Source organism: Bacillus sp. TH22, from assembly GCF_016651015.1.
Taxonomy (GTDB): Bacteria; Bacillota; Bacilli; order Bacillales; family Bacillaceae_G; genus Bacillus_A; species Bacillus_A mycoides.
In genome coordinates this window covers 3,851,003-3,871,591 of the sequence record NZ_JAEKER010000001.1, presented here as the reverse complement: position 1 = coordinate 3,871,591, position 20,589 = coordinate 3,851,003, and the positions used below count along the sequence as shown (strand labels likewise).

At 37.1% G+C, this 20,589-nt stretch carries 21 protein-coding genes and 2 pseudogenes; 6 read left to right on the top strand and 17 right to left on the bottom strand.

Annotated features, from left to right (window positions below; genetic code table 11):
* Positions 1 to 256 precede the first annotated feature (256 nt).
* From JFU18_RS19740 to mscL, 3 genes are all read left to right on the top strand, one after another.
* On the top strand, positions 257 to 937 hold the full coding sequence (locus JFU18_RS19740; RefSeq protein ID WP_201034376.1) for an ankyrin repeat domain-containing protein: 681 nt from the start codon (positions 257 to 259) through the stop codon (positions 935 to 937).
* A gap of 136 nt (positions 938 to 1,073) precedes the next feature.
* A complete protein-coding gene (locus JFU18_RS19735) occupies positions 1,074 to 2,000 on the top strand; it encodes a Gfo/Idh/MocA family protein (protein ID WP_002129436.1) in 927 nt (308 codons plus the stop codon).
* Between the two features lie 128 nt (positions 2,001 to 2,128).
* Entirely contained in the window at positions 2,129 to 2,530 is a 402-nt protein-coding gene (gene mscL, locus JFU18_RS19730; protein ID WP_002015591.1) for a large-conductance mechanosensitive channel protein MscL, read from the top strand.
* A gap of 49 nt (positions 2,531 to 2,579) precedes the next feature.
* Here mscL and JFU18_RS19725 read toward each other — a convergent pair whose 3' ends face one another.
* Positions 2,580 to 2,852, bottom strand: coding sequence for a DUF3917 domain-containing protein (locus tag JFU18_RS19725; protein ID WP_000636592.1), 273 nt, complete (start codon positions 2,850 to 2,852; stop codon positions 2,580 to 2,582).
* A gap of 111 nt (positions 2,853 to 2,963) precedes the next feature.
* On the opposite strand from JFU18_RS19725, the pseudogene JFU18_RS19720 reads away from it, so the two are divergent.
* Both JFU18_RS19720 and JFU18_RS19715 read left to right on the top strand, forming a co-directional pair.
* A pseudogene (locus JFU18_RS19720) lies at positions 2,964 to 3,071 on the top strand (DUF3949 domain-containing protein); the annotation flags it as partial.
* A gap of 15 nt (positions 3,072 to 3,086) precedes the next feature.
* Positions 3,087 to 3,449, top strand: a complete 363-nt coding sequence (locus tag JFU18_RS19715) for a DUF4288 domain-containing protein (protein WP_002138663.1) — start codon at positions 3,087 to 3,089, stop codon at positions 3,447 to 3,449.
* A gap of 34 nt (positions 3,450 to 3,483) precedes the next feature.
* Here the strand turns inward: JFU18_RS19715 and ccpA are convergent, their stop codons facing one another.
* The 5 genes and pseudogenes from ccpA to JFU18_RS19685 form a co-directional block, all read right to left on the bottom strand.
* Positions 3,484 to 4,482: a catabolite control protein A gene (gene ccpA, locus JFU18_RS19710; RefSeq protein ID WP_002034370.1), complete on the bottom strand. Its 999-nt coding sequence runs from the start codon at positions 4,480 to 4,482 to the stop codon at positions 3,484 to 3,486.
* A gap of 276 nt (positions 4,483 to 4,758) precedes the next feature.
* Positions 4,759 to 5,235 (bottom strand): annotated as a pseudogene (locus JFU18_RS29910) (bifunctional 3-deoxy-7-phosphoheptulonate synthase/chorismate mutase); the annotation flags it as partial.
* A 175-nt stretch (positions 5,236 to 5,410) separates the two neighbouring features.
* Positions 5,411 to 6,427 carry a CamS family sex pheromone protein gene (locus JFU18_RS19695; protein WP_002015611.1) on the bottom strand — a complete coding sequence of 339 codons (1,017 nt, stop codon included), beginning with the start codon at positions 6,425 to 6,427 and terminating at the stop codon, positions 5,411 to 5,413.
* A 113-nt stretch (positions 6,428 to 6,540) separates the two neighbouring features.
* Complete coding sequence (gene ytxJ, locus JFU18_RS19690) at positions 6,541 to 6,867, bottom strand: bacillithiol system redox-active protein YtxJ (RefSeq protein ID WP_002067603.1); 327 nt, start codon at positions 6,865 to 6,867, stop codon at positions 6,541 to 6,543.
* Between the two features lie 2 nt (positions 6,868 to 6,869).
* Complete coding sequence (locus JFU18_RS19685; protein ID WP_012261840.1) at positions 6,870 to 7,379, bottom strand: DUF948 domain-containing protein; 510 nt, start codon at positions 7,377 to 7,379, stop codon at positions 6,870 to 6,872.
* A 187-nt stretch (positions 7,380 to 7,566) separates the two neighbouring features.
* Here JFU18_RS19685 and JFU18_RS19680 point away from each other — a divergent pair, with 187 nt between their 5' ends.
* Positions 7,567 to 8,682 carry an aminopeptidase gene (locus tag JFU18_RS19680; RefSeq protein ID WP_201034378.1) on the top strand — a complete coding sequence of 372 codons (1,116 nt, stop codon included), beginning with the start codon at positions 7,567 to 7,569 and terminating at the stop codon, positions 8,680 to 8,682.
* A 48-nt stretch (positions 8,683 to 8,730) separates the two neighbouring features.
* Here the strand turns inward: JFU18_RS19680 and JFU18_RS19675 are convergent, their stop codons facing one another.
* The 11 genes from JFU18_RS19675 to JFU18_RS19625 all read right to left on the bottom strand — a co-directional run bounded on the left by JFU18_RS19675 (position 8,731) and on the right by JFU18_RS19625 (position 20,511).
* The gene (locus JFU18_RS19675; RefSeq protein WP_088040257.1) at positions 8,731 to 8,913 is read right to left on the bottom strand and encodes a hypothetical protein; all 183 of its coding nucleotides are present in this window, start codon (positions 8,911 to 8,913) and stop codon (positions 8,731 to 8,733) included.
* Positions 8,910 to 9,314, bottom strand: coding sequence for a PH domain-containing protein (locus JFU18_RS19670; RefSeq protein ID WP_098635261.1), 405 nt, complete (start codon positions 9,312 to 9,314; stop codon positions 8,910 to 8,912). The genes JFU18_RS19675 and JFU18_RS19670 overlap by 4 nt, the downstream gene beginning before the upstream one ends.
* A gap of 77 nt (positions 9,315 to 9,391) precedes the next feature.
* Positions 9,392 to 9,883 (bottom strand): GNAT family N-acetyltransferase, encoded by a 492-nt coding sequence (locus tag JFU18_RS19665; RefSeq protein WP_201034379.1) that lies wholly within the window; start codon positions 9,881 to 9,883, stop codon positions 9,392 to 9,394.
* Positions 9,880 to 10,428 carry a GNAT family N-acetyltransferase gene (locus JFU18_RS19660; protein ID WP_085312539.1) on the bottom strand — a complete coding sequence of 183 codons (549 nt, stop codon included), beginning with the start codon at positions 10,426 to 10,428 and terminating at the stop codon, positions 9,880 to 9,882. Before JFU18_RS19660 ends, JFU18_RS19665 begins: the two co-directional genes overlap by 4 nt.
* 183 nt (positions 10,429 to 10,611) lie before the next feature.
* A complete protein-coding gene (murC, locus tag JFU18_RS19655) occupies positions 10,612 to 11,922 on the bottom strand; it encodes a UDP-N-acetylmuramate--L-alanine ligase (protein WP_002015598.1) in 1,311 nt (436 codons plus the stop codon).
* A 251-nt stretch (positions 11,923 to 12,173) separates the two neighbouring features.
* On the bottom strand, positions 12,174 to 13,292 hold the full coding sequence (locus tag JFU18_RS19650) for a nicotinate phosphoribosyltransferase (RefSeq protein WP_002015597.1): 1,119 nt from the start codon (positions 13,290 to 13,292) through the stop codon (positions 12,174 to 12,176).
* 61 nt (positions 13,293 to 13,353) lie between these two features.
* On the bottom strand, positions 13,354 to 17,445 hold the full coding sequence (locus JFU18_RS19645) for a DNA translocase FtsK (protein WP_201034380.1): 4,092 nt from the start codon (positions 17,443 to 17,445) through the stop codon (positions 13,354 to 13,356).
* Positions 17,446 to 17,601: 156 nt separating this feature from the next.
* Positions 17,602 to 18,558 carry an N-acetylmuramoyl-L-alanine amidase gene (locus JFU18_RS19640; RefSeq protein WP_201034381.1) on the bottom strand — a complete coding sequence of 319 codons (957 nt, stop codon included), beginning with the start codon at positions 18,556 to 18,558 and terminating at the stop codon, positions 17,602 to 17,604.
* A 40-nt stretch (positions 18,559 to 18,598) separates the two neighbouring features.
* Entirely contained in the window at positions 18,599 to 18,943 is a 345-nt protein-coding gene (locus JFU18_RS19635) for a hypothetical protein (protein WP_002015616.1), read from the bottom strand.
* A 144-nt stretch (positions 18,944 to 19,087) separates the two neighbouring features.
* The gene (gene ytpR, locus JFU18_RS19630) at positions 19,088 to 19,702 is read right to left on the bottom strand and encodes a YtpR family tRNA-binding protein (RefSeq protein WP_002089041.1); all 615 of its coding nucleotides are present in this window, start codon (positions 19,700 to 19,702) and stop codon (positions 19,088 to 19,090) included.
* Positions 19,699 to 20,511 (bottom strand): DUF1444 domain-containing protein, encoded by an 813-nt coding sequence (locus JFU18_RS19625; protein ID WP_002089043.1) that lies wholly within the window; start codon positions 20,509 to 20,511, stop codon positions 19,699 to 19,701. Before JFU18_RS19625 ends, ytpR begins: the two co-directional genes overlap by 4 nt.
* Positions 20,512 to 20,589 lie beyond the last annotated feature (78 nt).

Below are 20,589 nucleotides of genomic sequence, written 5' to 3'. Positions count from 1 at the left end.
AGACCCCCCCCTCAAAATTCAGAGAAAGCAACGAAGTTAGGTAGGGATCAACTGCCCATAAAAGCCCGATTGGTGAAGGCTAATAATCAGTGGGGGGTATCCCCCACTGATTAAAGTTTCACTTTATCAAACCTTATTACTCATAAGCATAAAAATATATGTTCAAATACTCAAGCGATTTTATAGTAATTTTAGCGTCAGTTTATAAAAATTTAATGTTCTTATTTTACAGTTGAAATGAGGAGGTTGGAATTCCATGTTCAAAAAAACATTAAGCATGATCTGTTGCGTAATTTTTTTGCAAGGATGCTCGCAAGAACACGAAGTAAAAAAGGAGATGACAAACATGGAGACAGCGCTACTAACAGCTACTGAGAAACAAGAAACGAATACTGTTATATCATTACTCAAAAAAGGGGCTGACATAAATATAACAGACAATAAAGGACGTACTTCTCTTATGATTGCTACATACAAAAATGATGTAAAAACCGCCAAAGCTCTTATCGACGCTGGTGCTGACGTAAATATCCAAGATGATATGAAAAACAATCCATTTCTATACGCCGGTGCAGAAGGTTACTTGGACATTTTAAAACTAACGATTGATGCTGGTGCGGATCCAACGCTTACGAATCGTTACGGTGGAACAGCTCTTATTCCCGCGTCAGAACATGGCTATATTGATGTTATAAAAGAACTCCTTACTCGAACAAATATCGATGTAAACCATGTAAATAACCTCGGATGGACAGCTTTAATGGAGGCCATCGTACTAAGCAACGGAGATGAAACACAGCAACAAGTCATTCAACTTCTTATTGAACATGGTGCTGATATAAATATTCCCGACAATGATGGTATTACCCCATTGCAACACGCCCGTACTCATAACTTTGAAGAGATAGAGAAGATTTTATTAGCGACAAATAAATAAAAGCTCATTTCCTATAAAAAACGTATCATTTTCAAATCTATTTTTTGCCATTCTCCCCAGTCTATGCTACAGTTATTTCGTCACATAGCTATACAGCTAGACAACTTATATATTTATAATAGGGTGGGAAAAAAACATGAGCAAACCTCGTATTGGAATGATTGGATTAGGTAGTATTGCACAAAAGGCTTACCTTCCAACACTGACAAAGGAAACTGATTGGACTTTTGTGGGAGCGTTTACACCTAATGTTAATAAAAGAAAACAAATTTGCGAGCAATATCGTATTCAAGATTTCGCTAACCTTCAGGCACTCGCTTCAGAATGTGATGCGGCTTTCGTTCATAGTTCAACTGCTACACATTATGAAATCGTTTCTGAACTTCTGAAAAAAGGAATCGATGTTTATGTTGATAAGCCGCTAGCTGCTACTACTGAGCAAGCAGAGAAGCTAGTTGAAATGAGTGAAAAGTATAATCGAAAGTTAATGGTGGGATTTAATCGCCGTTTCGTTCCTATGTACGTTACTGCCAAAGAGCAAGCTAATGATACTTCATGGATTCGAATTGAAAAGCACCGCACAAATAAGGTGGGGCCATATACGTATGACTTTACTATGTTAGATGATTACTTACATATTGTAGATACTGCTCGCTGGTTAGCTAACGATGACCTTAACATCGTTCATAATATGATGCAAATCAATGAAAAGAACGAACTTCTTTACGGACATCATACATATACAACTGCAAATGGACTTTTACTTTCTACGGCGATGCACCGCCATGCAGGTACAAATTTAGAACAAATTGAACTTGTAACGGCAGGTAAAATCATTCGCGTAAAAAATATGAACACATTTGAAATTGAGCAAGAAAACTCCGTTTCACAGAGTGGTTCACCATCATGGGAGACAACGTTAAAGCAGCGCGGATTTGAAGATGCTGTTCATCATTTTATCCAATGTGTACAAGGTGATACACAGCCTATTGTAGATGGATTAGAAGGATTAAAATCTCAACAAATGCTCCAATCTCTACTGCAAGCTGTAAGCAAAAATTAAAACGGATACATTTTTCAGAATTTACTTTCATTCCCATTTCCTCTTTATTTCTATCACAAATTTCTATAGAATATGTTGATAGGAATTATAAATTTCATATTGAATCGTGGAAAGGATGGGATTAACACATGTGGAACGAGTTTAAAAAATTCGCATTCAAAGGGAATGTAATCGATTTAGCTGTCGGGGTTGTAATCGGTGCTGCATTCGGTAAAATCGTTAGTTCTTTAGTTAAAGATATCATCACACCATTACTTGGTATGGTACTGGGCGGCGTTAACTTTACAGATTTAAAACTTACATTCGGTAAATCATCTATTATGTATGGTAACTTCATCCAAACTATTTTTGATTTCTTAATTATTGCAGCTGCTATCTTTATGTTCGTTAAAGTTTTCAACAAACTAACATCTAAAAGAGAAGAAGAAGAAAAGAAAGAAGAACTTCCAGAACCAACAAAAGAAGAAGAAATTCTTGGCGAAATTCGCGACTTACTAAAACAACAAAACTCTTCTAAAGATAGAGCATAATTGAACGGATAAAAAGGCATGCCCCCTCGGGACATGCCTTTTCTATATGCTATAACGTTTCTGAATTCATATGAATAAATAAAATAATACCAGCAACCATAAGTACCATAATACTACCTGCAAATAGTGTAATACCCATGAACATTAAACTTGTGCTCATGTCTACTGATACACTTTCAATAAAAATAGAAATTACATACGTGATAAGGGCGATTCCTGCAAGAATACTTCCTGGAACAAATCGCTTTAAGCCATTTTGTTTTAACGTCATATATGCAAAAATAGCGGTCATGCAAAGCGTAATTATCCAAAGAACGATCATCTCTTCTCCCCCCTCACAAGCCTTTTCTTTCTATTATACATGACATTGCCCTATAATAGTTAAATTTGCACTTGTGTGACATATAACAAGGAATAATCCAAACTGTAGCGAATGTCTTATGAAGAATCCCAAATACATTATCATTATCAAAGTAACGTATTTACAATACCCGCTTCACTTATCGCGAGTATTGTTTATAAAATAAAACATTCAGCATAAGGAGACTGATCTCATGTGTATGCTGTAAAATTATTATTTGAATCTGTCCATTCAGGTGAGCCTAATCCTAGTAAAATTGATGAACATTATGAAGAGAATCACGATACACTTTTTGAAGAAAGTATCATTCTCGTTAAGGCGAACAGTTTAGAGGAAGCTCATGAGCTAGGTGAAAAGATAGCTCTACAGTCTGAAGATACGTACGATAATATGTACGGTGAGCAAGTAACATGGACGTTTAGAAAAGTGTTGCATGTTTTCGAATTAGATGACACACCATTTGAGACAGGAAAAGAATTATATGCACGCTTTTTACATGTTAAGAAAACTGAAAGTGTAGATACAGTAGTTAAACACCATTATCCTGAATATGAATAAAAGCTCACAGCTATCGCTGTGAGCTCTCTTATTCTTACTTCGTTGAATCTCTAAATTGGATACGGTGAGGTAAGATAACTGAGTGATCTTCTACTTTTTCTTTGTTCATATATTTCGTTAGTAGACGCATTGCTACTGCACCGATATCATACATTGGTTGTACAACTGTCGAAAGCTGCGGACGAACCATTAATGCAAGACGTGTGTTGTCAAAACCAAGCACTTCGATATCCGTTGGTACGTTTAATCCCGCGTCTTGTGCTGCGTGGATTACACCTAGTGCCATTTCATCAGAAGATACGAAGATTGCTGTTGGTTTTTCATCCATGCCCCAAAGTCTTTCAAACGCTTCTATACCTGAATCATATGTGTAATCTCCATCAATTATAAGATTTTCATCATATGAAATACCTGCTTCTTCTAAAGCTTTTTTATAACCTTGTAACTTCTTCGCGCTTCCTGCTTTATTAATGAAAGGACCAGAGACGAAACCGATACGTTTATGTCCTTGCTCAATAAAATGCTTCATTGCATCGTAAGCTGCTTGTGTATAATCAATATTTACTGATGACGTTTCATTTTGTTCATCAAATGACGCTGCTAATACAATTGGTACTGGAGATTTTTTGAACTCTTCAACGTGAATATCTGTAATATCTTCACCCATGAAAACAATCCCGTCCACTTGTTTCCCAAGCATCGTATTTAATAAGTGGAACTCTTTCTCTTTGTTCTGGTCAGAGTTACTTAAAATGATGTTATATTTGTACATTGTTGCGATATCTTCAATTCCACGAGCAAGTTCTGCATAAAACGTATTTGAGATATCAGGAATAATAACACCCACTGTAGTTGTCTTCTTACTTGCTAGTCCACGTGCTACCGCATTCGGGCGGTATCCTAAACGATCAATTGCTTCTAATACTTTCTTTCTTGTTGTAGGCTTTACATTTGGGTTACCATTCACAACGCGTGATACGGTAGCCATTGAAACATTTGCTTCACGCGCTACATCATAGATTGTTACGTTCATCTCTTCGCACACTCCTTCTATTTATGTTATCTATTTTTATGTATCGGTTCACTTGAATGAAAAAAAGACATCAACTCTATTTGCAGATGCCAACAATCGTCCCGAGTTCTTCCTTTTACTAATGATACGCTAAAAACACAGGGTCATACAATATTTTCCCGCAAAAGTTTCGAAAAAATTCGCTTCTTTTCTCGTATTTTCGTATTTTTTATGCAAAAAAGGTCAATTTTTGTAAAAAAGCTATGTAACAAAGGCTACATAGACTAAGAAATCTTTTTATAATTTACTTCCGAATGCTTTTAATTCTTTCATAAACTCATTGAATTCTGGAATGTCCATTTGCTGCGCTGCATTTGATAATGCAACTGCTGGGTCTGGATGTACTTCAGCCATAATAGCAAAAGCACCAATTGCCATAGCCGCTTTTGCAAACGGTAAGAGAAGGTCACGTCGCCCTGTAGGGTGTGTTACATCGACAACAACAGGTAAATGTGTTTCTTTCTTTTAAATTGGCACAGCAGAAATATCAAGCGTATTACGCGTTGCTGGTTCATATGTGCGAATACCACGCTCACATAAAATGATACTACCATTCCCCTCTGCCATACTATATTCTGCTACATTAATAAATTCTTCAATTGTTGCTGATAAACCACGCTTTAATAATATTCGTTTATTTACAGCACCAGCTGCCTTTAACAGTTCAAAGTTTTGCATATTGCGAGCGCCAATTTGAATAACATCAACATAATCTGACACTTTAAAGAAGACACTGAAAGAGTCTATTTCATAAGAAAAAAGAGGTCATTCCCTACTATGTACAGGTAATGACCTCCTTTCTTCTTTCAACATCTTTAGGAAATTCGAAATGTTTTTCTCGAAGTATTCACTTTTTCAGTAGCCTCAGCTTAAAAACTGTCTTTTTTTATTATAGGAAAGAAACAAACGGTTTATCGCTGTTCTTCTCTTTTATAATAACAGCCTCGATTTTATTCTCGGACTTTATTTGTAATTGAACTTTAGCATCTTTAGGAAATTGTTCTAACATACTTTGAGCAGCCGTTTGAGAGAGTGCCATTAATTCTGACTTACCGTTATATTTAACGACAATATCCATCTTTAATTTATCCATCTTATTTTGCTTATAAGAAATCTTAGCATTAACAGGGATATAATCTCCTGGAGAAAATGCCTTCATTGCTTCAGAAAATTTCTTTAGCTTATCATTATCTTCTCCATGTGCCCCCCCAAATTCTTGAGAAGGGTACGAATACGACTTTTCATCAATAGTATCCCAATTTCCAAGATTAGTCTCGTTCTTTTGAACAGTAGCGCTTGAAATATAAGTACCATTCTTTAAAGAACTTGTACTTTCTTGCTTGAATATAGCAAACGTAATTGGAGATTTGTTATATTTATCATTTTTATTAATAGCTTCTATAAGCCCCTTAGCGACTTCAGTACCTTTAGAAATAGCTTCCTCATTAGATACACTTGAAGACATAGATAAACCAATAACAACGCCAGATAAGCTTAGTTCATTTGAATTTTGTTTGCCGAAGTAGTCCTGTTCTATAATATTAGTCAAAACTGGTACTTCTTGTTTCGTAACTAATTCATCAATTGTTTTCTCTGGAATATATTGATTTAATTGTAATACGTAATTTTCTGTATCGAATTGTTTTGAAGCAATATCCATTAAACCATTTTCATATTCTGCTAAATCTAGTTTAGAATTAGTTTTAACATTAACTGTATTAATTACCTTTTGTTCTTTTAAAGGAATAACAGTTCTATAGTAATCCTTAGAAACAGCAGTTCTTGGAATCATACTTTTTTCTTTCGTATCCTTCTGTACAACTTCATCTTTCTTCTCAATAGTATTATTGCTGCAAGCCCCCAGTAATAAACTTAAACTTGCGATGCATAATGCCATTTTCTTCATTGCTTAAAACCCACTTTCAAAAGTCAATTTACTTAGTTTTAAAGTATCTCTAGTGTACCACTAAACATATTGCAACAAAATAAAAAAGAAGCAAGCCCTTCGCTTGCCTCTCCCTATTTTACATTCTCTTCTAAAGCTTCTTTTTTAATATTCCAGTGCGATGTATGCCATACTACCATTCCATCTTTTATGTATAACACTTGCGGAGATTCATGCTTAATGCTGTACTGCTCTGCAACATGGTTCGAAACATCTCTCGCCTCTTGTACGTATAAGTAATATGCTGGCACTTCTCTTTCTTCACCGCAATACGCTTGAAACTCTGTATATGCCCCGTGACTAATTGGACATGTCGTACTATGTTTAAAAAGAACGTAAGGCTCGTTCTTTTCTACTAACGCTTCAAGTTCTTCAATCGTTTCAATCTTCATCATACTCATCATTACTCACCTCTCATGCGAAGTCTAGAGCGCTTCTCTCTCTTTTCAGCCTTCTGCTCAGCTTTCTCAAGTTTACGCTCTTCTTTTTCAATCTTTTTCTCTTGTCTCGTAGTACGGTAATGATTATACACTTCAATTGCTGCGCTGCTCCACTGTACAACTTGTGCCACTTTATCTGCATTATTTTCAATTTCGTCCGTAACAGACTCTGAAACGTTGCGAAGCTTCGTATTTAAAGAGTGGATCGTCGTTCCGATTCCATCCACACCTTCTACTACTTTATTTAGCGACTGTGACTTCTGTTGAATATCATCAGCTAACGCATTTGTCTTATGTAATAATTGCTCCGTCTCTACGCTTATTCCTTGCATTTGCTTTTCTAAACCTTCTAACGTGCTCGCAACGTTTTCTAACGTCTTCTGAACCGATAACAACGTTCTGCATACATACACTACTAATACTGCGAAAGCAACCGCGATAATAGCCGCACTTACATATAGAAGAACTTGCATTTCATCACTTCCTTTATCTTTTTCATACTTTCTCCCATTATACAATCATTTTCCGTTTCATTCTAATCCCTATCTTTTCATTAGAATTTTCATACTTATTCGTTAACTTTAACATAAATGATTCAACAAATTCCACTAAGTAGGTTACAATAGGAGAGGATACATAATTAGTAGGGAGGCTTTACATATGAAAGATCCACGCATTGAAAAGTTAGCATACAATTTAATTAACTACTCTATTCGTTTACAAAAAGGCGAAAAAGTATTAATTGAAAACTTTGGCTTACAAAAAGAACTTGTAACTGCACTTGTAAAAGAAGCATATGCAGCTGGTGGTTTCCCATTCGTTTCTTTAAAAGATCATCAAGTAGATCGCTCTTTATTAATGGGTGCTACTGAAGAACATTTCGAACAAATCGCTGCATATGAAGCTAGTGTAATGAAAGATATGGATGCTTACATTGGCCTTCGCTCTGGCGATAACATTAACGAACAAGCTGACGTTCCAAGTGAACGTATGAAAGTTCACGGCCAAACAGTTGGCAAAAAAGTTCATAGAGACATCCGTGTTCCGAAAACACGCTGGGTTGTTCTTCGCTACCCAAATGCTTCTATGGCACAGCTTGCTAAAATGAGCACAGAAGCTTTCGAAGACTTCTACTTCGAAGTTTGTAACTTAGACTACGGTAAAATGGATAAGGCGATGGATAGCCTTGTTACATTAATGAATAAAACAGATAAGATTCGCTTAACTGGCCCTGGAACTGATTTAACATTCTCTATTAAAGACATTCCAGCTATTAAATGCTCGGGTCATTTAAACATTCCAGATGGCGAAGTATATTCTGCACCAGTTCGCGATTCTGTTAACGGTACAGTTTCATACAATACACCATCTCCTTACAACGGTTATACATTTGAAAATGTACAACTTAAATTTGAGAACGGTCAAATCGTTGAAGCAACTGCAAATGATACAGAGCGCATTAACAAAATCTTCGATACAGACGAAGGCGCGCGTTTCGTTGGTGAGTTCGCAATCGGCGTAAACCCATACATCTTACATCCAATGGGAGACATCCTATTCGATGAAAAAATCGATGGCAGCTTCCACTTCACACCTGGACAAGCTTATGATGATGCATGGAACGGCAACAACTCTAACATTCACTGGGATTTAGTATGCATTCAGCGCCCTGAATACGGCGGCGGTGAAATTTACTTCGACGACGTATTAATCCGTAAAGACGGACGCTTCGTTGTAACTGAACTAGAAGCTTTAAACCCAGAGAACTTAAAATAATGAAAAACGCTCGGAATTTTCTCCGAGCGTTTTGTTATTATTTCCACTCTATATCGAACTACTTTCCTCGCTTTTTGTTTGCTGGAAATGAAAATAATATAAAAGCGCCACTGCAATAGTACCTATTAATATTGGTACATATAGAGGCAGATCCCATTTCATATATACTCTAGTGCAACCAACAAGCACAAACAAAATTTCTAAACAGAATAAAGGTTTTACATATTTCATTTCTTACCTACCATTTCTATTTTCACATTTGGGTTCTCTTTCTCGATAAGCGCGAAAAATCCATTCATATCTTGCGGCATCGCAACCATATGTACTTTGTATGCATTCGTCGTAATTTCAAGAGATTTTCCCACTTGACGAATGATTCTTATCTCTTTCAATACGATATCGTCATTTAAAATGCCGTACTTTAATACACCATTTTCTACTTTATGCTTTTTAATAAATACTTCCCAAACGAGTGGTACATTTACAAGGAAACATAAACCCATTCCAATTAACGCTGACATCCACTGCTCTTTATTTGTGAGAATCATGACAAGTGGATATACAAACATAAAAGCTAACGTGAGACAAACGAAAATTACTACCGATTTACTTCTTTGAATCGGAATGTTCATACACGCACCCCCTACCCCAAATTATACCACTTTTTCCATTTTAGTTCATAAAAAAAGGCCATTTCTACATGACCTTCTTAAACAATATATCTATAGAATTTCTTATCCACCTGTAACACTGGAAAACTTTTTGGCAACTCTTCTATACTCACGCTTTGAAAACCATTCTTTTCGTAGAAACGGTGTGCTGCTAGAAATTTAACTGTTGTTCCTAAATAAATGTCTTCCAAGTTCTTTTCTTTCGCCCAAGAAATTGCCGTTTGAAGTAGCGTATGTGATGCGCCCCATTCTTTTCCGCGGAACTCTTTCTTCACGAACATTTTTCTTAGCGCTGCTTGATGCTTTCCAATATCTAATAAAGCTACCGTTCCAACTACTTTCCCATCATAAGTTGCTACCCAAAAGTTTCCGTTGTCCCTTTGATAGAACGTTTCTATTTCAAGTAAGTCAGGCTGCTCTTCTTTCGTAATAGGGACCTTGTACTCTTTTCGCTGAATATGAACGATAAGATCTACTACTTCCTCTTGAAACATACTTTCATACGGAATAATACAAATCTTCTCGTTCATCGAATATCCTTCCATTCTGAAGCTAGTAAACTATAAACAGCAATATCCTGAAAATGATCGTATAACCATTCGTCATCTCTTAAAATACCATCTAATTTAAAACCTAAACGTTCTGGAATCGCACGGCTTTTCGCATTTTCAACACCGCAACGAATTTCAATTTTATTCAGCTTTAAATTATCAAATGCATAATGAAGCACAGTCTTCACACTTCGCGTCATAATACCTTTCGCGCCAGCATCTTCTGCAAGATAATAACCAAGACTCGTAGCTTTCTTACCCCAGCTCACCGGATGAATACCTACCATCCCAACGAGCTTTCCTTTATAGCGTATACCAGCCTCAAACCCATCTCCCTCTGCAAATTTCTTTAACCACATCGGAAAAATCTCATTATACGCATCAGCTGATTTCGTCCCATCTACCCACGGAAGCCATCTTCTTAAATGGTTACGGTTCTGATCTAATAATTCATATAATTCCTCTTTATGATGTTTTTCTAATAGTTGTAGTTCGATTTCGTCATCTACTCGAAGTGTGAACATGTTTTTTAGCCCCTTTTTATTTTTCTTATTATTCTAACATTTAAAACTAAAGAAATGCACCATAATATATCAACAATTTTTGAAATATATCGAACACAACTCCCAATATATCAACGTTTCGACAACGCTGTACACCCACGACAGCACAAAAAAGACGCACAGCCAAGCTATGCGTCTTTTCTATTACTTCTCTGCAACTTGAACTTCTTTTACGTAAGCTGCTTCGAATTTTTGGATGTCACCTGCGCCCATGAAAATAAGAACGCCGTTTTTATGTTTCTTTAACACATCCGTTGTTGTATCTGTAATTAGTTCTGCGCCATCGATACGTTTTTGCAGATCTTCAATTGTTAATTCACCTTTGTTTTCACGTGCTGATCCGAAAATATCACATAAGTATACTTGGTCAGCTTTACTTAAGCTTTCCGCGAACTCATCTAAAAATTTCTCTGTACGTGAGAATGTATGTGGTTGGAATACAGCGACAACTTCACGCTCTGGATGTTTTTGACGTGCTGCTTCAATCGTTGCATTAATTTCTGTCGGATGGTGTGCATAGTCATCAATGATAACTTGTTCTCCCATTGGCTTTTCATTAAAGCGACGTTTTACGCCTTCAAAAGTTGTTAGCTGATGCTTAACTGCTTCTACATCAACGTTTTCATAATGGCAAAGCGCGATTACTGCTAATGCATTTAATACGCTGTGATCGCCGTATCCTGTAATTTTGAACGTGTCATAATACGTATTACGAACGAATACATCGAATATAGTACCATCAGTTCTCTTTTGAATGTTACGTGCTTGGAAATCATTATCTTCTCCAAATCCATAGAAAATAACAGGTACTTTCGCTTGAACTTTTTGAAGTTCTTCATCATCACCACATGCAATAATACCTTTTTTCACTTGCAATGCCATCTCTTGGAATGCATTAAATACATCATTGATGTCTGCAAAGTAATCTGGGTGATCGAAATCGATATTTGTCATGATTGCATAGTCTGGATAGTAAGACAAGAAATGACGACGATACTCACAAGCTTCAAATACAAAATACTTACTATTTTCTACCCCATGCCCCGTTCCATCTCCAATAAGGTATGATGTTGGGTGTGCACCTTGCATTACATGGGCTAACAAACCAGTTGTTGATGTTTTTCCATGTGCACCAGTTACAGCAACACTTGTGTACTGATTCATAAGATCACCTAAGAAGTGATGGTAACGATGTACTGGGATATTTAATTCTTTTGCTGCTACGATTTCTTCATGCGTATCAGGAAATGCATTTCCTGCGATAATCACTTGTCCTTCTTTAATATTATTCTTATCAAAAGGAAGGATGGAAATACCACGCTTTTCCAATGCTGTTTGTGTAAAGAAACGCTTTTCATAATCAGACCCTTGAACAGTATGCTTCATGTCATGAAGAATTTGTGCTAATGAACTCATTCCTGTTCCTTTAATTCCTACAAAATGGTAAACTGTCATCTTAAAGAACCTCCAACATTTCGAACTAATACAACGGCCTATCTATAAGACAGTATATGAATCTTTTCTTATTTTGGTAATCATCATACATTTCTGATGCAGTGAATTTCTTTTTATATTCACTTATCAGTGATAAACTCGTACGTACTTCTTTTATGTCCATAACACATTTATTATAGCAAAAAACAAGCCGCTATACTATGATAACAGAAAAACTGATAGGGTCAATCACCTATCAGTTTTTCTCGCTTTTACATATCTTCTTTTGTTTCTAATTGAACACGCTCTAGACGTGAATTTGGACGGTATTTACGACCAGCTTTTGCTTCTGGTTTTCCATTTAATTCTACGTTATCACCAGTAAAACCAATATTCATTTTTAATAAGCTACTTCCTACTCCGTATATATCGACAGGAACATTTTGAGCTTCAAATTCACGAATACGCTTCTCATCAAACCCACCAGTTACAACGATATCTACATGTTGGAACCCTTCCTCATCAAGAGCCTTACGAAGTGCAAATACAAGTGATGGATTTACACCACGTGGATCGAATGTTCCAAGTACTTCTGGGTGACGAATGAAGTATTGATCAATCATTGTGCGAGACGTATCGACACGTACACCTTTTAATGTTGATCCAAATTCACGCGCTACGCGAAGTGCATCTGTGATGACATCATTGTTATAATCAATTAGTACGACTAATTCATCTTCTGGGAATTTTTTATGATATGCCTTTGCAGCTTCAACAACATCACCATTAAACATTTGAATTAAAGCGTGAGGCATCGTCCCCATACCACTTCTGCCCCACCATTCATTCATTGCATGCGTCGCTTGCGCGCTCATACCTCCGATGTATGCCGCATAGCCGTCACCAGCTTGTTGCGTATAATGATCGTCACGATCTCCCATGAAAATAACCGGTTTTTCTTTATCTACACTACGTGCAGCTTGGACAACGTTATATACGTTTGTCGCAACTGATGTACGACGAGCTAAAATCCCATCAATTACACCTTCTAAAAAGCCGAAGTATTCATAAGGACCATGAATTGTTAAAACTGTTTCAAACGGACTAATATTATCGCCATCCTTTAAAGAATGAATTTCTAATTCCTCAGGATTTTTGGCAAATGTTTGTAGCAATGCGATTACCTCATCTGCTCCGCAAAGAACTGCATGTTCTTTTTGAAAAAACTGCATTGTTACAACGCTTTTCGGGCGAAATTCTTCAATGATTTCTCTAGTTTTTAAAAAGTAAACGGCAGAGAACCAGCCTTCTCCAACACGTTCATCAAATTTAAATGTTTTATTTGTTAGTCGATTTATTTCACCTTTTAATTTTAATTCAATTTCTTTCATGTCGCTTTACTCCCTACTTTACTATCCAACATTTTCTATTAGTATACAGCAAAACCGTTTCCTATACATTTGTTTCCTGCATAGCAGCGAATTCATCCTCAGAAATAAGGACATCTCTCGGTTTCGTTCCTCTTCCTTCAGAAATAATCCCTTGCGACTCCATCTCTTCAATTAGACGTGCCGCGCGATTATAACCTATGCGGAATTTTCTCTGTACAGAAGATGTGGACGCTCCCCCTTGCTCTACAACAAATTGACATGCATCAAAAAATAGTTCATCTTCAGACTCACTCTGCTCTGATTTTGCTAATAAATCCTCTTGCTTAAATAAGTAGTTTGGCTTCATTTGCTTTTTCACATGATCAACTGTTCTTTCAATCTCATCATCTGATACGTATACACCTTGTACACGAACTGGTTTAGATGTGCCGTTTCCTAAAAATAGCATATCACCACGACCAAGTAACTTCTCCGCGCCCCCAATATCGATGATCGTACGCGAATCAACTTGAGATGATACTGTAAACGCAATACGCGTTGGAATGTTTGATTTAATTAAACCTGTAATAACGTCTACAGATGGACGCTGCGTCGCAACTAATAAGTGAATACCACAAGCACGAGCTTTTTGTGCAATACGACAAATCGCTTCCTCCACATCACCAGGTGCAACCATCATTAAGTCCGCTAACTCGTCAATGACAATTACAATATAAGGTAATGTCTCACCTGGGATTTCTCTACCACTTACAATCGTATTGTAACGAGTTAAATCACGAGCACCAGCATGAGCAAACAATTCATAACGACGTTCCATCTCTTCAACCGCCCACTTTAACGCAGCTGTAGCTGCTTTTACGTCAGTAATAACAGGTGCTACAAGATGTGGAACAGAATTGTATGGTGCAAGCTCAACCATCTTCGGATCAATTAGTATCAACTTCACTTCATGCGGCTTCGCTTTATATAAAATGCTCGTTAAAATCGCGTTAATGCACACACTTTTCCCTGAACCAGTTGCACCCGCAATAAGTCCATGTGGCATTTTTCGAATATCCGTTACAATTGGATCACCTGAAATATCAAGCCCCAGCGCAACTGTAAGCGGTGATTCACTCTTTGTAAATACAGGACTTCTTAAAATTTCACGCAGGAATACTGGCTTACTTTCCTTGTTTGGAACTTCAATTCCAATCGCACTCTTCCCTGGAATTGGCGCTTCAATTCGAATATCTTTCGCAGCTAAACTTAACTTAATATCATCACTTAAATTTGTAATTTTATTTACTTTCACACCTGGGTCTGGTTGTACTTCAAAACGAGTTACCGCCGGCCCTTGTGACACATTAATCACATGTGCTCCAACATGGAAATTATTAAATGTCGTATTTAATAATTCTTCCTGTTCTTCTAGCCACTCCGTATTATCTAATGCTGCCTGCTGTGGAATTGACAACAACGTTAATGGCGGAAGTTCATACTTCGGTGGCGCTTGTAGTACGTTGCGCATATCATTCTCTTTTTGATTTACAACATATGCTTTCTCTTGTACTTCCGTACTTGAAATTGACTCTTGTACTTGTCCAGCCACCACTACTTGTTGCATCGGTTTTTCTTCCACTTGAGCTTCCACTACCACTTGCTGCATTGGTTTTTCTTCCACTTGGGCTTCTACTACCACTTGCTGTACTGGACTTTCTTCCACTTGCGGGTTTACTACCACTTGCTGCACTGGTTTTTCTTCCACTTGCGGGTCTACTACCATTTGCTGCATTGGCTTTTCTTCTGCTTGTGGTTCTACTACCACTTGCTGCACTGGCTTTTCTTCCACTCGTTCACTGACAGTTGATTGCATTACGTTCGTTCTTGCCGCATGTCTTTCCATTAATTTCTTTCTATCCTGCTTTAACATGACAACATTAAATGGGACATGACGTTTTTTCTCACGTTTCGGTTCTTCTATTTGTAAAGCAGGCTGTTCTTCAGCAACTTGCTTCTTTTCTTCCGCTTCTTCAATTAAAACGTTCGCAAAGTTTTGAACATCTTTCTTTGTTTGCTCATCCGTTTCTGAAACTGGTACGAATACTTCACTTTCTTCCTTGAACGTAATTGTTTCTTGTTGAGAAATCACTGGTTGCTCTGCAACTGGTGTATTTTCCACTAAATCTGTATTCATCGTTTCTTCAATTACTGTTTCTTGAGAAATTGGTTCTTCTTCCTTAGTACCCTCTAACTCCGCAACTTCTTCTGTCGCTTCCTCAGGTTTCTCTAATTCCACAACTTCTTCTGTCGCTTCCTTAGCTTCTTCTAATTCTGCAACTTCTTCTGCTGCTTCCTCAGCTTCCTCTAATTCTGCAACTTCTTCTGCTGCTTCCTCAGGTTTCTCTAATTCCACAACTTCTTCTGTCGCTTCCTTAGTTTCTTCTAATTCCACAACTTCTTCTGTCACTTCCTCAGATTTCTCTAATTCCATAACTTCTTCTGTCGCTTCCTTAGTTTCTTCTAATTCCACAACTTCTTCTGTCACTTCCTCAGATTTCTCTAATTCCATAACTTCTTCTGCCGCTTCCTTAGTTTCTTCTAATTCCACAACTTCTTCTGTCGCTTCCTCAGGTTTCTCTAATTCCACAACTTCTTCTGCTGCTTCCTCAGATTTCTCTAATTCCACAACTTCTTCTGTCGCTTCCTTAGTTTCTTCTAATTCCACAACTTCTTCTGTCGCTTCCTCAGATTTCTCTAATTCTGCAACTTCTTCTGTCGCTTCCTCAGCTTCCTCTAATTCCACAACTTCTTCTGTCGCTTCCTCAGCTTCCTCTAATTCTGCAACTTCTTCTGTCGCTTCCTCAGATTTCTCTAATTCCACAACTTCTTCTGCTGCTTCCTCAGGTTTCTCTAATTCCACAACTTCTTCTGTCGCTTCCTCAGATTTCTCTAATTCTACAACTTCTTCTGCTGCTTCCTCAGCTTCCTCTAATTCCACAACTTCTTCTGTCACTTCCTCAGCTTCCTCTAATTCTGCAACTTCTTCTATTGCCTCCTCAGTTTCTTCTAATTCCACAACTTCTTCTGCTTCCTTAGCTTCTTCTTCAAAAGCATCTGGTATTTCTATAGTAATTGTTTCTTCAAGCTTTTCATCTGCTTTTACAATCACTACATCTTCTAAGGTTTCTTCTTCGACTTGATTTGCTGCAACTTCAGCAACAGTTTCTTCTATTTCTGTATTACATTCATTTTCTTCTGTTAATATCGAATACACATGCTCTACTTTAGAATCTATTGACTCTTCTTGTAAAGTTTCTTCGTTATCTTCTGTAGATGATAACGCCACTACATCTTGCTCCTGCTTCAAGGCTTGTACAATTGTAGCCTCTTTTTCCACATGCTGTCCTACTGTTTTATGAAGCAAATCATCACTTAGGCTTTCTTCTAATGAAGGGGCTTGACGTTCAACTTCGTAACCGTTTTTCTCTAACCATGTATCCACAACCGATTTTTCTTCTACTTTATTACTTCGTTCGTTCACTCCGTTCTTAACAGATGAACTTCCTTGTAGAACTCCCGAAAAGTCAGATAATGTATATCCCTTTTTCTCTAACCATGCGTCAACAACAGCTTTTCCTTCAACAGATATTTCAAGATCTTCTCTTACCTTTTCTTCCTCCTGCACAACCTTCGTTTCTACTGAAGGACGGTTATATCCATAAATCGGAGAAATCATTTCTGTTGGACGAAATGGTCTACGGTTACTTTCTTGCGACGGTACGAATGCTTTTTTTACGACAGGCTCTGGTTCCGGTTCATATTGCAATTCCGGTTCCTCATATGTAGGTGCTTCTGTTTCCACATACGGTCGTCTGCTTCTTTCCACTTTTATTCCTCTTTGAGTAGGCTGTTCTTCATATGCTCCTCTTTGAATAGGTTGTTCTTCAAAGTTAGGCAGTTCTCTTACATCCTCCTCATCGAAGCCATTATCTGGTATTAATGGAAAACGACATTTCCCTGCATTCCGACTTGCCATTTGTGCTTCTCTTGCTTCAGTGTAGTGGTTTACACGAGGAATTTTCGGCTGACTTTCAATTTGTGCCGGTACTTCTTTATTCATCACTGTTTTTTCTTCCTCTTTGTTAAACAGCTTTTTCATCCAATCTAACATGTTTACCACTCTTTCTACTAAATAGTAACATCCTTTATTGTATCAGCATTCGGCAAAAAGTGCAGGTAAAATTAAGCATATTAGTTTTATCCATAATATTCTAATTCGCGATTGTTTTTCATATAGAAAAACGAGGTCTTACATGTAAGACCTCGTTTAATCTTTACCCTTCCGATATTCATCCACACTATCCGTTACACTTTGCAATAAAGAATTTACATACTGTGGGTCAGATAATTTTTTGTCTTCTTCAGGGTTTGACATAAATCCAAGTTCTAATAGTACTCCTGGAACTTTTGACCAATTAAATCCAGAAAGATCATCCCGAAATTTAATTCCATTTACTTTCACTTGATGATTCTCTCTCATTTTATTTACTATCGTTTGAGAGATTTGAAGACTTTCAGCATAAATCTCTTTCGTATACGGACTTCCTTCTGCCGGTGTCAATACAGCAAATCCACTTTGATTTGGATTTTCAGAACCATCTGCGTGAAGGCGCAAAAATAAATTCGCTTTATGATCATTCGCGAATGTTGCTCGTTCCTTATTACTTATATCAGCCTCATGTGACGTTCTCGTCATCAATACTTGTATACCTTTTTCTTCCAGTTTTTCTTTCAATATAAAAGCCATCTCTAATACAAGAACTGATTCCCTCTTTTTCGTTACAACTCCCGCTGTTCCGTCTGTTACTTTATATTTTTGCGTAGTTGCTCCTGGACCAATTGCCTCTAAATTTAAATTCGCTTTTTGTTGATGACCTGGATCAATAACGACGAGAAACTTTTCTTGTTTTTCATTACTCTCTACTTTTTGTTCATTATTTTGCAGCGGTTGCTCAGTTGGCTGCAGCGGCGTAGTTTCCTCTTTCTTTTCCTCGGCCGGCACTTCCTCCTGCTTATGTTCCACTTGCTCATTCGTTTGAATTGCTTGCGGCTGTTCTTTCTTTTCTTGTTCTTCTTGCTGCTTTTCTACCGGTGCGTCTTCCTTATTATCTTTGTTTTTTTCTTGTATAGAAGATGTTGTTTCTTTTTTCGGCTCTTCTTGCGAACAACCTCCCATATATATTCCAATGACTGCAATAGCGCTCATTATTTTTATATACTTCATTTTTCTCTCCTATCACTTTGCACCGGTCTCAAAGTTTTTCTTATAATTGTTTTATAATTTCATCCATATTTCCAATATGAACGGGTTGCCACGTTTCTGTACCACGCTCTGCGGTATAGACTAGATAAGCATCATCAGCTACATTTACGAAAACAGGATCCCCCATATCCGTTTCATATCCGATAACAATCCATTCCTCTTTCCATTTTCCACTTTCTTCACTTATTAATGAATTTTTATGTTTATCATATCGATAACCGATTTGTCCTTTTTCTAATTCATTTTCGCTAAACACATATATTTCATAGGAACCTAGTTCGATATCTTGCTGTTTTGAAGTTTCAATTCGTTTCAGAAGTTCTGCAATTTTTGGTTGTTGCTTCATACGTCTACCCCCTTCTTTTTTTCTAAATTTTAACTAATCCGTTTTTGAAATACAATATAGATTTTGAGAGGAAACGTTACAATCCTAGGAATTTCGCACAAAAAAATAGCCTCACATATGCGAGACTACTTTTTCTAACATCAATTAAAATTTAAATTCTTGTCCAACTTCAAAGCTATCTTCTAATACAAGAATACCTTTTTCTTCTGGAGCATCTGGAAGCTCTAACTCACGTGCAGAGCAAATCATTCCAGAAGAAGGAACACCGCGAAGTTCAGCTGGTTTAATTAACATACCACTTGGCATTACAGCACCGATTTTTGCAACAACAACTTTTTGTCCTGCATCAACGTTTGGTGCACCACATACGATTTGTAATGTTTCTGTACCGATTTCTACTGTACAAATGTTTAATTTATCAGCATTTGGATGCTTCTCTTTTTCAGCTACATAGCCTACAACAAATTTCGGCGTGAAATCAGCTTCTACTTTTTCTTCAAAGCCATTCTTCGCTAAAATTCCGTTAATTTTTTCAACAAACTCTTTCGTTAATGTAACGTTTCCGTTGTCTGTTACTTCTACATAAGAAGACGCATTAAAGATGTTGAATCCTGCTGTTACGTTGCTTTCACGATCGTATACGCGAGCAACATCTCCTTTGCGGTCAAATGTACGGTTTTCTAAAGTAATATCTTGTAAGGTAACAATTAAAGTGTCACCAATTCCTTCAAGGTTGTAAAAAACGTTCACTTCGTTCATCCTTTCTCTTTTCCATCTGTCTTCTTCCGATTCTTCGCTAAAATAAAGATTGGTTCGAAGTCCCCATCTTCATATACGAATGAAAGTGATGTAATCGGAACATGCCCTTCGGCAAAAAATTTCATTGTCATTTGTGCAATAATATCATAACCGATTTCGTTGACGATATCAGCAATAATTAATACATCTTGGTGAGGAACTGCAACAACCATATCACCAGAGATCTTTTCACGCATCGAGTGTAGTAACGATTCGTTTAAAATACGACTCGCATCGTATCCATCATTTGTGTTTAAAAAGTAGAATGTATTACCTGCTACTGTCTCCTGCTTAAATTCATAGCCTAATGAGCGAGCATTAAATAATGCCATTTCACGTACTTGTTCCTCTGTAAGCTCTAATTTTTGCAATAGGCGCTCATCAATTAATCGATATGTTTTATTAGAATCTAGCGCATAGTAAATACGTGTTTCCGCCGTATGGTCCGTCATAATAAACGGATTTCCTTCTTCTGATTGTTTCGGGAAAGAAGTAGAGCGAATAACAGGTAAAATTTTCGCCGTGCTATTTTCTTCTTTATGCATTGCAATTAGCGCTTCTTGTACGTAATAAGCGACCTCTTCAATTGCTTTTTCTTTGTTCACTTCCCATTTTGCAACTACTCCTGGAAGTGATACGTTAATACCTTTTTTCGAGTCTGTTTGTTCAATACGAAGAACTTCTTTCTCGCTATCATAATGACAGTCCCATTCTGGTCGAGATAATTTCTTCATTAACTCGTCTTTCATCTTTTTACTTGTCATTTTCATCTCTTTTTCCTCCCTTCCAAAAAAATAACCTCCCCCGCGAAGGTAGAGGTTGTTTTTACAATTCAATTGGCTAATTGT

Coding starts and splice junctions, on each gene's coding strand:
- JFU18_RS19670 (WP_098635261.1), bottom strand. CDS start 9,314: ATGAACATTCCGATTCAAAGAAGTAAATCGGTAGTAATTTTCGTTTGT.
- JFU18_RS19685 (WP_012261840.1), bottom strand. CDS start 7,379: ATGCAAGTTCTTCTATATGTAAGTGCGGCTATTATCGCGGTTGCTTTC.
- ytxJ (WP_002067603.1), bottom strand. CDS start 6,867: ATGAGTATGATGAAGATTGAAACGATTGAAGAACTTGAAGCGTTAGTA.
- JFU18_RS19645 (WP_201034380.1), bottom strand. CDS start 17,445: ATGTTAGATTGGATGAAAAAGCTGTTTAACAAAGAGGAAGAAAAAACA.
- murC (WP_002015598.1), bottom strand. CDS start 11,922: ATGACAGTTTACCATTTTGTAGGAATTAAAGGAACAGGAATGAGTTCA.
- JFU18_RS19625 (WP_002089043.1), bottom strand. CDS start 20,511: ATGAAAATGACAAGTAAAAAGATGAAAGACGAGTTAATGAAGAAATTA.
- JFU18_RS19660 (WP_085312539.1), bottom strand. CDS start 10,428: ATGTTCACACTTCGAGTAGATGACGAAATCGAACTACAACTATTAGAA.
- JFU18_RS19735 (WP_002129436.1), top strand. CDS start 1,074: ATGAGCAAACCTCGTATTGGAATGATTGGATTAGGTAGTATTGCACAA.
- JFU18_RS19740 (WP_201034376.1), top strand. CDS start 257: ATGTTCAAAAAAACATTAAGCATGATCTGTTGCGTAATTTTTTTGCAA.
- JFU18_RS19650 (WP_002015597.1), bottom strand. CDS start 13,292: ATGAAAGAAATTGAATTAAAATTAAAAGGTGAAATAAATCGACTAACA.
- JFU18_RS19640 (WP_201034381.1), bottom strand. CDS start 18,558: ATGAAGTATATAAAAATAATGAGCGCTATTGCAGTCATTGGAATATAT.
- JFU18_RS19635 (WP_002015616.1), bottom strand. CDS start 18,943: ATGAAGCAACAACCAAAAATTGCAGAACTTCTGAAACGAATTGAAACT.
- JFU18_RS19725 (WP_000636592.1), bottom strand. CDS start 2,852: ATGATCGTTCTTTGGATAATTACGCTTTGCATGACCGCTATTTTTGCA.
- JFU18_RS19675 (WP_088040257.1), bottom strand. CDS start 8,913: ATGAAATATGTAAAACCTTTATTCTGTTTAGAAATTTTGTTTGTGCTT.
- JFU18_RS19695 (WP_002015611.1), bottom strand. CDS start 6,427: ATGAAGAAAATGGCATTATGCATCGCAAGTTTAAGTTTATTACTGGGG.
- ytpR (WP_002089041.1), bottom strand. CDS start 19,702: ATGAACGAAGTGAACGTTTTTTACAACCTTGAAGGAATTGGTGACACT.
- ccpA (WP_002034370.1), bottom strand. CDS start 4,482: ATGAACGTAACAATCTATGATGTAGCGCGTGAAGCAAATGTTTCAATG.
- mscL (WP_002015591.1), top strand. CDS start 2,129: ATGTGGAACGAGTTTAAAAAATTCGCATTCAAAGGGAATGTAATCGAT.
- JFU18_RS19665 (WP_201034379.1), bottom strand. CDS start 9,883: ATGAACGAGAAGATTTGTATTATTCCGTATGAAAGTATGTTTCAAGAG.
- JFU18_RS19680 (WP_201034378.1), top strand. CDS start 7,567: ATGAAAGATCCACGCATTGAAAAGTTAGCATACAATTTAATTAACTAC.